General features: G+C 31.2%; 12 protein-coding genes. 7 read left to right on the top strand and 5 right to left on the bottom strand.

The genetic code is table 11. The features are described from left to right. Positions 1–233: 233 nt before the first annotated feature. A complete protein-coding gene (locus N524_RS13035; RefSeq protein ID WP_017636492.1) occupies positions 234–602 on the top strand; it encodes a hypothetical protein in 369 nt (122 codons plus the stop codon). Positions 603–661: 59 nt separating this feature from the next. Here N524_RS13035 and N524_RS0104765 read toward each other — a convergent pair whose 3' ends face one another. Continuing rightward, the gene (locus N524_RS0104765; protein ID WP_029055803.1) at positions 662–2287 is read right to left on the bottom strand and encodes a ribulokinase; all 1626 of its coding nucleotides are present in this window, start codon (positions 2285–2287) and stop codon (positions 662–664) included. Positions 2288–2477: 190 nt separating this feature from the next. Here N524_RS0104765 and N524_RS0104770 point away from each other — a divergent pair, with 190 nt between their 5' ends. The 4 genes from N524_RS0104770 to N524_RS0104785 all read left to right on the top strand — a co-directional run bounded on the left by N524_RS0104770 (position 2478) and on the right by N524_RS0104785 (position 6185). After that, a complete protein-coding gene (locus N524_RS0104770; protein ID WP_029055804.1) occupies positions 2478–3377 on the top strand; it encodes an ABC transporter ATP-binding protein in 900 nt (299 codons plus the stop codon). After that, positions 3370–4602: an ABC transporter permease gene (locus tag N524_RS0104775; protein WP_029055805.1), complete on the top strand. Its 1233-nt coding sequence runs from the start codon at positions 3370–3372 to the stop codon at positions 4600–4602. Before N524_RS0104770 ends, N524_RS0104775 begins: the two co-directional genes overlap by 8 nt. A gap of 215 nt (positions 4603–4817) precedes the next feature. Beyond that, entirely contained in the window at positions 4818–5144 is a 327-nt protein-coding gene (locus tag N524_RS0104780) for a YnfA family protein (protein WP_017636488.1), read from the top strand. Positions 5145–5174: 30 nt separating this feature from the next. Continuing rightward, positions 5175–6185 (top strand): aldose epimerase family protein, encoded by a 1011-nt coding sequence (locus tag N524_RS0104785; protein ID WP_029055806.1) that lies wholly within the window; start codon positions 5175–5177, stop codon positions 6183–6185. Between the two features lie 72 nt (positions 6186–6257). Here the strand turns inward: N524_RS0104785 and N524_RS0104790 are convergent, their stop codons facing one another. After that, on the bottom strand, positions 6258–6917 hold the full coding sequence (locus N524_RS0104790) for an MOSC domain-containing protein (RefSeq protein ID WP_029055807.1): 660 nt from the start codon (positions 6915–6917) through the stop codon (positions 6258–6260). Between the two features lie 168 nt (positions 6918–7085). Here N524_RS0104790 and N524_RS0104795 point away from each other — a divergent pair, with 168 nt between their 5' ends. Then, positions 7086–7775, top strand: a complete 690-nt coding sequence (locus N524_RS0104795; protein ID WP_029055808.1) for a ribose 5-phosphate isomerase A — start codon at positions 7086–7088, stop codon at positions 7773–7775. An 85-nt stretch (positions 7776–7860) separates the two neighbouring features. Here N524_RS0104795 and N524_RS0104800 read toward each other — a convergent pair whose 3' ends face one another. Then, on the bottom strand, positions 7861–9000 hold the full coding sequence (locus N524_RS0104800) for an FAD-dependent oxidoreductase (RefSeq protein ID WP_029055809.1): 1140 nt from the start codon (positions 8998–9000) through the stop codon (positions 7861–7863). Positions 9001–9126: 126 nt separating this feature from the next. Beyond that, positions 9127–10242 (bottom strand): CPBP family intramembrane glutamic endopeptidase, encoded by a 1116-nt coding sequence (locus tag N524_RS0104805; protein WP_017636483.1) that lies wholly within the window; start codon positions 10240–10242, stop codon positions 9127–9129. 235 nt (positions 10243–10477) lie between these two features. On the opposite strand from N524_RS0104805, the gene hutG reads away from it, so the two are divergent. Next, positions 10478–11413, top strand: a complete 936-nt coding sequence (gene hutG, locus N524_RS0104810) for a formimidoylglutamase (protein ID WP_017636482.1) — start codon at positions 10478–10480, stop codon at positions 11411–11413. Here hutG and N524_RS0104815 read toward each other — a convergent pair. Then, positions 11408–12277 (bottom strand): LysR family transcriptional regulator, encoded by an 870-nt coding sequence (locus N524_RS0104815; protein WP_017636481.1) that lies wholly within the window; start codon positions 12275–12277, stop codon positions 11408–11410. The two genes, hutG and N524_RS0104815, sit on opposite strands and share 6 nt — an antisense overlap. Positions 12278–12285: the final 8 nt, after the last annotated feature.

The following is a 12285-nucleotide window of genomic DNA, read 5'->3' on the forward strand; positions in this document are numbered from 1 at the left end:
ATTTGTCTCCATATTTGATAGGTAGTTTACTTATATTAATCGTGACAGTCTGTAAACTATCTTTAAATAAAGAAACAACGGATACTACAATAATTTACGTAAATAATAAAAATGAGAAAAACTATTTAAATCGTAAAGCCAGAAAGAAACACATTATATTTTTTATAGTGCTCATGATTTATTTAATCGTCATTAATAATGTAATTATCCCTTTAGTGGTAAGCAGTGAGGTGATGGTTAATAGTTGGTCTAGTTTAGGGTTGCTTATTCCAATTATAATGATGATATTGATGAAAGACAGTCGTATTCAAATATCTGATACACCGACAGTTTCAGCAAAAGAAAAGATTAATACACAAGAACGTTCTTTAAATATGTTGCCTAATTATAACTTCAGTGATGAATATGAGAGACGTAGAATTGTTAATGCATATGCGAGTAATACAATTTGGCAATTAATTGCTTTAATGGTAGTCAGTATTGTTGATATAGTTATTGAAGTAATAATGGGGCATTGGCCAATATCTAGTTATATTTCAATCCTGTTCATTGTTATTATTTCATTAGTCATTACATTTAAATATAAAAGTATTAAAAATTAAAAACAGCTATTCTTGCCATGTTGATAAACAAAGGCAAGGATAGCTGTTTTTAAAGTTGCTTATTCAGTTTCATGAATATAAGATAATTCAGCATGTTCTCTACCTAATAAATCATGAAGTTGTCGGTATTTATTAAATAATTTTTCGTAATGTTTTACTTTTTCAGGATCTGGTTGTTTTTCATAATAAATCGGTTGTTTCATATGTTGTACAGTATCTCGTAATGTTTCGTAAGCACCGCCGACGTTAGCTCCTAACATAGCAGCACCTAAAGCAGTAGCATTAGATGATTCTAAGACAACTACTTTTTTGTTTAATACATTGGCATAAATATCTACGAGTAATTTACTTTTTTTAGGTATACCACCTGACGCATATACTGTATGAACTGGAATGTCATTATCTTCGAATTGTTTCATGATCATTTTAGTTCCAAATGCAGTTGATTCTAAATAAGCACGGTGTACCATTTCGAATGGTGTTTGTAATGTTAAACCAAAGACACTACCAGTTAAATGGCTATCGCTTAATATACTTCTATTACCATTATGCCAATCTAGCACGACTACATGTTGTTCTTCAACAGGGATTTGCTCTGCTAGTGTTTCTAAGTATTGTAATACATCCATATCTTTGTTCTTCGCGGCTTCAACAATTTCATGTGGAGCCATGCGTTCAGAGTAACTAAACAAGTCTCCTACAGCAGCTTGCCCAGCTTCATATGCATATAATCCAGGTATAATAGCATCTTTAACTGAACCTGTAATTGATGGAATGGGTTCTTGTTTAGGGTCTAACATTAAGTGACAAGTACTTGTACCAATGACTGGAGTGAATTCTCCTTTTTCAATGGCACCTGCACCTAATACGCCAGAATGTGCATCAATCATATAAGGTGATATTTGAACATTTGAAGATAATCCCCATAAATTTTGGTAGTATTCTGATAATGAACCTGCACTATCTCCAATTTGAATAACCGGTGCTTCACATTTATCTTTTACAATTTGAGGTAATTCTGAATCTACAGTTTCAAAGAAATCGTAATTAAATCCATTGACTTCATCGTAAAATCCTTTAAATCCTATACCACAATTTGATCGGATATTTTGATTAACAAGCAAGCTTGTCATATAGTCTCCGGCTTCCATAATATAATGAGCACGTTCTAATAATTCAGGTGCTTTATGTTTTACCTCAAGAATTTTAGGTATCATCCATTCACTATTAACACTGTGACCATAATAGTCTAACCAATTTTGATTTGCTTTTTCATTAGCTTCGACCATTTGTGTTGCTTCATCTTGGGCACCGTGATGTTTCCATAATTTAACATAAGCATGAGGGTGATTTTTTAAATCTTCATTCATATGTAAAGGTTTGAAGTTTTCATCTAAAAAGACAATAGTACAACTTGTGAAGTCGACGCCAATTCCGATTACTTCATCTTTATTAATTTGACTTTCTTCTAATACATGTTTAACACCATTTTCTAAAACATTGTGATAATCGCCAGCATGTTGTAAGAAGTAATTATGAGGTAAAGTTTCTCCACCTAATTCTTCAGCAATTGTTCCATGTTGGTATGTTTCTTCATAACTAGAAATAATTTTTCCATCTGAAGTATCTACTAAAATAACACGTCCAGATGCTGTGCCATAATCGATACCAATACTATAACTCATTATGTCTATCCCCTTTATGTAATGTTTTATCTTAAAGAAGTTATCAATAAAATAATGTTCTACGATATGATTAATGATAGTGCTTACATAAATGAATGTAAAGTGTGACATATTGTAAATTCTAAATTCATTAATGAGTTTATTAATGTTATATTTATGTAGAATTAAATCATTAATTTGGGAGGTAACCATGTCATTAAATATTGAACACGTGACAAAGAGATTTAATCAATTTATAGCAGTTAATGATATATCGATTGAACTTGAGAAAGGAAAAATGCTTGGGTTTTTAGGACGTAATGGTGCTGGCAAAACAACTACATTTAGAATGATTTTAGGATTAAGTGAACCAACAGAAGGTCACATTACATATGAGAGACATACAATAGATAAGTCGATGTACAATCGTATAGGTTATTTACCAGAAGAGCGGGGTTTGCATTCAAAAATGACTGTTGAAGACGAATTAACTTATCTTGCTACTTTGAAGGGTATGTCTAAAAAAGCTATTAAGAAAAATATAGATTATTGGTTAAATCGATTTGCAATTACTGAAAATCGTCATAAACGTATTGATTCACTTTCCAAAGGTAACCAACAAAAAATTCAGTTATTAGCAAGTATGATTCATCAACCTGAATTACTTATTTTAGATGAACCTTTTAGCGGATTAGATCCAGTCAATGTTGAACTACTAAAAGAAGCGGTCAAAGATTTAAATAACCAAGGTTCGACGATTATTTATAGTTCACATCGTATGGAGCATGTCGAGGAATTATGTGACGATGTATGTATTTTAAATCATGGAGAACTAGTAGTTTCAGGCGATATACAAGAAGTTAAATCTTCTCATGGATATAAACAGGTAATTATCGAAACTAATAAATCAATGCCAGAATTAACAGGCATTCAAGGTGTTATTGATGTAGAAGTGAATAAGCATGACATTAAACTAACAATAGAAAATGAGGCTGTAGCTGAATCTATATACAATCAAGTTATAACACATGGTTATGTGCGTCGATTTCAAGTGTTAGAACCATCACTGAAAGATATTTTTATTGATAAGGTAGGTGATCTTCATGAATAAATTCTGGGCTACATTTGGATTAACATATAAAAGTAAGGTTAAATCTAAATCCTTTATGATATTTATGGTTATTGTCATTATTTTGATGGTAGCTTTATCAAATGCTGACAAAATTATAGATATGTTCAAAGGTGATGATGACCATATAGGTGTCGTAACCAATAATGAACCATTATATAAAGCAATTAAACAACAGAGCCATGTGATTGATGAGGAAGCAACGTTTGAAAGAGTGAGTCAAAAAGAAGCGAAATCTCAAGTCAAAAGTGAAAAATTAAAGGAAGCTTATATCATCAAAATGGATAAAGACCATCAACTTTCAGCGACCATTTTGAGTAAAGATAACGTTTCACAAGAAAAACAACAAAAAGTGACTGGTTTACTTACAAATCTTCAGTCAAAACTAATAGCATCGAAATTGCATCTCAGCGATAATGATTTAAAAAAATTACAATCTCAAAGTAAAGTAGATAGCCACATCTTATCAGATGATAAAGGACAACAATTAAGTGAAAGCCAAAAAGTATTTAATATGATTCTTGTTTATGCCATTTTAATGCTAATGTTTTTTATTATTTTCAATTATGCAACACAAGTGGCTATGGAAATTGCAACTGAAAAAACATCAAGAGTTATAGAAATGATTATTACGAGTGTGTCTCCGATAACACATATTATGGCTAAGATAACAGGTGTCATAGCAGTAGCGTTTACACAAATAGCTATGATAATTGTGGTTGCAATCATTTGTATATATGCTTTTGATTTAAAGCGTATGCTTAAAGGTTTTGATTTATCAATGAGTGACATATCATGGCAAATTATTATAGTAGGCATTTTAAGTGTGATTATCGGTATATTAACTTATGTTTTATTAGCAGCCATTTTAGGTTCTTTAGCATCCAGAATAGAAGACATTAATCAAACCTTAATGCCTTTAACTTTATTTGCAATGATTGCATTTTATATAGCTATTTTCAGTATATATAAACCTGATATTTTATTGGCTAAAATTACAAGCTTTATTCCATTTTTAGCCCCATTTGAAATGTTGGTGCGCGCTCAATCGACGGAATTACAAATTTGGGAAATTGTATTAAGTATGTTGATTTCATTAGTAGTTATGGTGATCTTGATATGGATTGCTATTAAAACATACAAAGATTCAGTTTTAACATTTGAAAAAGGTCTTATTAACTCAATTAAAAAAGTAATGAAAAAATAAATAAAAGAGGGGGAAGAGTGTTAATGTCATTTTGAAAAAGCTTACATAACATTCTTCCTCTTTAAATTGTAATTATCTATGGAATATTAGGTGAAAAAGTGTAACAATGTGTATGAGTTAGCAAAGAAGTTAATATAAAATAATAACTGATTGATACACATCATCAACCATAATTGATTAATATAACCTCTTATTAGGATGGAGTAGATAGAACGATGTTATATTCAACGATGATTTTTATATTAGCAGGTCTTTGTGAAATAGGAGGCGGCTACTTAATATGGTTATGGCTTAGAGAAGGTCAGCCATCGTGGCTAGGTATTATTGGTGGTATCATACTCATCCTATATGGTGTGATTGCGACGTTACAATCATTTCCAACGTTTGGACGAGTTTATGCCGCATATGGCGGTATATTTATTGTCATGAGCTTAGTATGGTCTATGTTCATTGATAAAAATATGCCAGATAAATACGATGTATTGGGTGCTGTAGTATGTGTAATTGGCGTTTTAATAATGTTATTACCACATAGGGCTTAATAAAACGTGTTTGAAAGGGAGAAATAAGTAATGAATGTTGAAATTGAGCATCAAAGATATGGTGTTGATTTAATTAAAATTGATAATGAAGAAACGAAAATTGTATTTACAAATTTTGGTGCAAGAATAGTATCATGGAAATATCATGATAATAATATTGTACTAGGGAATGTTGTTGAAGCGGACGAATTTTATTTTGATAATCCATTTAAATTTGGAGCGACTATAGGAAGATACGGTGGTCGAATTTCCGATGCTTCGTTCACATTAGATGGAATAAAATACCAATTAGAAGCAAATGATGGTAATCATCATATCCATGGCGGGGGTCACGGGCTAGATACAAAGTTATTCGACTATGAAGTAGTCGAAGAATTGGGACAAGTAAAAATTATTTTTAAGACAACGTTAAAGGAAACAGATGATAATTACCCAGGAAATATGGATGTTAAAGTTACCCATACTTATGATGTCGATCATTGTTGGACAGTTGAATATGAGGCTACATCAACGAAGACAACATTATTTAATCCGATGAATCATGTTTATTTTAATTTGAACAGAGATAATAATGTTATCGATAATCACCGTCTATATAGTTCTGAATTGAATATGTATCAACTTAATGAACAACATTTAATAAATACAGATGAAACACTAGATTTACATCAAATTTTTAATGGTAATGATATATACTTTAAAGATATATTTGAAAGTAAACATGCTCAACTAGCACAACAAATTGACACTTTTAATGGCTTGGATCATCCATTCAAAGTTGGAGGCCATCAATTATCAATAGATAACGGTGAGTTTCAATTAGATGTAAAAACTGATATGCCAAATTATGTATTATATACATTTAATCAACCAAAAGATTGGAATAGTGATTCTAATATTTATAAGGCACATTCTGGCTTAGCTATTGAATCTCAATTTTTACCAAATGATATTAATATGTATGGTGAAGACGCTTCGTCTATCTTAAAAGCCAATGATACATTTTATTCTCAAACAAGTTATGAAATAAATGAAAAGTAATTATTAAGAGTGAAGCCTACGGTTTTGATTCCATTGGTTTCACTCTTTCTTTATACTTAGAAAGTATTTTAATTATGATGATTTTGTTGCACGTTGGTACATCTTTTCTAATTTTTCATATCTTTTCATAGATAAATATGGATTTTTTAAAGCCTGTGAAATTCTCTTAGTATTTTTTCTGTCATTATAATAAATATCGTTTAATTCTTGAACCGATAATTGAGTCTTCGGGTCTGCTTCTTTAATTAATACTAAATGTTGATTTTGACTGACAGATCCTTCTTTAATTACGCGACAATAAAATCCTGTTTTTCCTGATTTAGACATGCGCTTCACTAAATTGGGTAAACCATATTTTGCTTGTATTTTCCAACAAGGTTCTCTGATTTCCGATACTTCTATAATTGCTTCACCCAAACGATATTGATTACCAAAATAAACTTCATTTTCATCTAAATTTATAATAGTTAAGTTTTCCCCAAACATTGCATAATCAGGCAGTTTTTCTAAATCATCTTTATACATGTCATAGTTTGATTTACTAAAGCAACAGACTGCTTTATCTGGTCCACCGTGGTCTTTATAGGCTTGTTCATTATCAACAAAACCTAGTTTAGATAACCACATATCTCCTTCGAAAGGGCGCTTATTAATAGCTGATTGCATTGGTTTTGAGTCTTTATATTGTAGCGATTCTATTTTCCCAGTTGAAATAGCGTAAACAGGTATCATTTCTATCCTCCCTCTTAAAGTATTTAAATGATAGTTTACTATATCTCAAGGCTTTTATGTAAAATTTTAAAATATATTAAAAATTAAACGATAAATAAGGTATGTTAAATCAAAAAAGTCATGTAAAATAGGAAATGTAAACGATTTAGAAAAGAGGCTCATGACGTAATGAATGATGTAAAACAACTTAAAATGATGACATTGAATGATGTTTTGAATCAAATTGAAGACGGTATGACACTAGGAATTGGTACAGGTAGTACAATTGAATTGTTAGTTCCTAAAATAGCACAACTTGTTGAAGAAAAGAATTACGACATCAAAGGTGTTTGTACTTCAAATAAGACTGCTTTTTTAGCTAAAGAACTAAATATTGAAATTGTTGATGTAAATGATGTTGAAAAAATCGATTTAGCTATTGATGGGGCAGATGAAGTCGATCCAAACCTCAACTTAATTAAAGGCGGTGGCGGTGCCTTATTTAGAGAAAAGGTCATTGATGAAATGGCAGATCGTTTTGTGGTCATTGCTGATGAAAATAAAGTAGTCAATTATTTAGGAGAAACATTTAAATTACCAGTAGAAGTAGATAAATTTAATTGGTATCAGGTTGCTAGAAAAATAGAAACGATTGAGGGAGTAATCGTGCAACGTCGTGTTACTGAAGATGTGCCGGTAACTACAGACAATGGTAACTATATTTTAGACTGTGCCTTACCAAAAGGGATTGACCCTTATGAAATGCATGAGTTTTTAATACATCTTACGGGTGTGCTAGAAACAGGTTATTTCCTTGATATTACTGACGAAGCCATTATAGGCACACAACAAGGTGTTAAAAAGATGTACCGTCAATAATAAAATTTTTACTTTTATATTATATAGATAATAGCCTTAAGGTGTTTGTTAGAACATCTTAAGGCTATTTTTCTAAATTTTATTCTTATTGAGCACTTTTGAATAAATCAACTAAACTTTGAGGACTATTCTCTCCAAGACAAATATCTAATAATTCATGAGATTCTTTTGCTTCGGCTTCACTTCTTGGGAACATTTTTGCTTCATATAATTCGATTGCTTTATCAAAATTATTACTATGTTCAGCTATCAATTCCGCTAACTCAGCTCCATCTAACATGGCTAAATTAGCACCCTCCCCAGAAGGAGCCATTAGGTGTGCAGCATCACCAATTAAAGTAACCCCTGATTGACGTTCCCAACGATGTGTATCAGGTAACGCATTAATTTTACGAGGTGTAATTGAACTATCCGCTTCAGTAATTAAGGCAGTTATTTCTGGTGACCAACCTTCAAATTCTGCAGCAATTGTTTTTGTCGCTATTTCACCATTTGCAAAGTCTATACTATCGATCCATTCACTATCACATTTCATTTGTACATATGTGTGAAGGATATCTCCTGCTTCTCTATGTGCAACAATACCTTTACTAGGTGATAAAGCATACATTGCACCTTTTCCTACTTTTTGAGCAGTCTTAGGATATTGATTATCTACATCATATAGATATGTTTCAATAAATGTATAACCTGAATAATATGGTTTAATATCTGTTAAGATGTTACGAACTTTAGACCAAGCACCGTCAGCACCAATAAGTTTGTCTGTAGTTACAGATGTCTCATCTCTAAATACCACTTTATATTGTGTATTATCCAATTTTTCAACATGATCCACTTTTTTATTCCAAACAATCATATCATGTGGCAATGAGTCTATTAATATATCTCTTAAATCACCACGTAATACTTCAGGTCGTCCATTTGATTCATCATCCGGTAAATCTAAAAGTATGTCACCATTATGGTTAACGATGCGAGAGGCATCAGCGCCTTTTTGTATAATTGATTGGAATTCGTCCAATAAGTTAGCTTTTTCTAAGGCAACTTGTCCATTATATTCATGTATATCTAATTGTCCACCTTGAGTTCTTGCATCACGAGAGGCATCAGATTCATAAACTTTAGCAGGAATACCATTTACATATAGCACTCTAGCTAAAGTCAGCCCACCAATGCCACCACCGATAATTGTAATAGGGTTGTTACTAGCTTTTATATTCATTGTATTACTCCTTTTAAACTCATAGTTATAATTAAATTATTACTGAAAGAGTTTACCCCCAAATATCTATATTTAAAACAAAAAACTCATCCATTCAATAAATTGAATAAGACGAGTTTAATATAATTAGTATTTGTTATTAGGGCTAGAATTTTCAGAGTCCTTGATTTCATCCTGTGCTTCAGATACAACTGATGAACGACGTGATGAACGGCGTGTTTGTTTATAAGAAGTATGTTCTCTTAAATAATCAGAAGAATCATTGTCATGTTCTTGTTCATCATCAATAGACGTTTTAGAATGTTGTTCATTATCAGAGGATTGATCATGTTTACGAGAATCAGATGCGTCATCTTCTTGAATATCATTATGATTATTTTCATTATTAGTTTCACTATCATTAGAATGGTCATTAACGTGATCTAAATAATTATTAGGTTCAACTTCGTCTAAACTTTGTTTTGTCTTTTTATAGAAGATGGCACGTATAATTAAGCTTAAAATAATATAGATTAAACCTACTGCAGTAGTAGCCAATGCGATGACTTTCATAGAGAATAAGTCACCAACTTCTTCACTGAACAAGAATACTAAACCAAATGACATAGCAGCATGGAAAATAGTAGCTATATAAATTGTTCTACCTTTAGTTGCGCGAATCAATTCACCTACAATCATAGAGAATGCGAATGTATATAAGAAATGATAACCAGCAAACTCTATTCCATATGTAGTATTGGCATTGAAGATTGAGTAAATGATACCAACTACGATACTTGCAAAGAAAGTATTCATTTTAACTTCTACAATATGTTGTAAATATGAACGAAAACCAAATTCTACTACAAATGCCATAATTAAATGGCCAATTATAATAGCAGTTATTGAAACTGATAAATCTGATGCCTGTAAAAGTATGAAACTATCTGCAAACGTGTTGAAACAGAACATACCTATGATAAATATAAATAAAGGTATGATTAAAGCGAGTAATATACGCTCCACAACTTTAAGGCTCAATGATAGTTTTAAACTCGCCATCTGATCTTTTTTATATCTAAAGACGAGTAGACATATGATTGCAGCGATAAAAGGAGAAAGATCAGTAATATCGAAGACAAATCTTTTTACTCCAATTGCCGATTGAAAATCTCTAAGTATTACGAATAAGGCCATCGTAATGACAAAAAATACGAATATTGTCATTGCCCATTGAAACCCAGAAATTCGATTGTTTTTCATTTTATGTAACCTCCATTACGGAAACAAGCAATTATTATTTTTATTTACAATTATACATGTTATAAGATGTTAGATAAATTGTCTATTTCAATTATCATCAAAATGTAATAGGAATGAATTATAAACGTAATTAAATTTCAGTGAATCGGGAATAAAATAACTACATTGAATAAAAAATAAGCTAAAGTTATACTTAAAATATAATGTTAGTGAATGAAATCAAGGGGGAAGAGCAATGTATCAACAAGCCGAACCAAGCTTATGGACAGGAAGACTTGATAGTGAAACAGATTCTAAACAATTTAGACATTTTCAAACGATTCAATTTAATGATTTAAGAAATGTGGAGTATAGTAATGAACAAAAAGGTGTAGGTATGTTAGGCTATGCCGTTGATAAAGGCGTAGAACTAAATAAAGGTCGAGTTGGAGCTAAAGAAGGCCCTAATGCGATTAAACAATCATTTGCAGGATTACCAGATTTAAATCAATGTGAACAAATTGTTGATTACGGAAATGTAGAGCACGATAACGAACAACTAATTGATACACAAAAAGAATTTGCAGAGTTAGCAGCGAAATCTATTCACAATCACAAACAAACATTTCTTCTAGGTGGCGGCCATGATATTGCTTATGCTCAATATTTAGCTACTAGAAAAGTTTATCCTAATCAATCCATTGGTGTTATTAATATTGATGCCCATTTTGATACACGTGATGAAGGAGAATCAACGTCAGGAACTAGTTTTAGACAGATTCTTGAACAAGATGATAATGCCGACTATATGGTTCTAGGTATATCTCAAGGTGGCAATACACAAGGGTTATTTGACTACGCAGAGGAAAAAGGCATTTCATTTGTTTATGCTGATGAATTGCTACATCAAGTATCCCCACCAATTAAAGATATGATTGAACGCTTTATTCATGATCATGACGTGATTATGTTTACAATTTGTATGGATGTTGTAGATAGTGCCTTTGCACCAGGTGTCAGCGCATCAGCAGTATTAGGTATCTATCCACACACAGTTTTTGAATTAGCTAAACGTATTGTACCAAGTGATAAGGTTAAATCAGTTAGTATCGCAGAAATGAATCCTAAGTATGATCAAGATAATAGAACTGCGAAACTGATTGCTAACTTAGTACACCATTTCTTATTATAAATTCCAATATTCAATACATTGTTCGATGAGAGAAAGTACTTGTTCAGAGTGCTTTCTCTTTTTTAAATAGTTGATATAAATTTTGCGACCTAAATTAGGACGTATTTTAATATAGTCTAAATTACTAGTATTAAACGATTGATAATAAAATCGTGGAATAACAGCATATCCTATACCTAAATGTACAAAATTAGTAGCTGACTCAAAACGATCAGATTCCATAATAATATTAGGATGTATACTCATTCTATTAAAATAATCATCTAAATGTTTACGAACTTGTGAGCTTTTATTAGGTAATATTAAAGGTAGATTATCTAGTTGAATTGTCTTTTGTTTAGGAAAAGCATCTTTAGGTGTTAGTAAAATATAGGATTCTTTGTAAAGTGCAATTGAAGTAATATCTTGGTGCCTAATTTCTTCATTTGTTAAAGCAAAATGCACATCAAAGTTAATAAGTTGCTCAATTGATTGATGTTGATCATGTACCTCATTAATACGATATTGTTGATTTGGATATTGAGTATGATGAGCGTGAATAACATTTGCCATCCATTGGCTTGTTGATTCTAAAATACCAATTTTAATTCTCGGTTCAGATGAAATATTTAAATCATACATCTTTTCTATTGTTGATCGATATTGTTGAACTAATTGTTCCGCATATTTATAGAATTGAATACCTTTTTCGGTTATTTTAATATCCTTTGTTGTGCGCATGAATAAATCATAGCCTAAATCTGATTCCATCTTTTTAATAGCAGCTGTTAAAGAGGGCTGGCTAATATGTAAAAAATTGGCAGCTTTTGTAAAACTATTATATTTAACAACGGCTAAAAAGTACTCTAATTGAATAATTTTCATAAGTCATC

Source organism: Staphylococcus sp. URHA0057, assembly GCF_000620265.1.
Taxonomy (GTDB): Bacteria; Bacillota; Bacilli; order Staphylococcales; family Staphylococcaceae; genus Staphylococcus; species Staphylococcus pasteuri.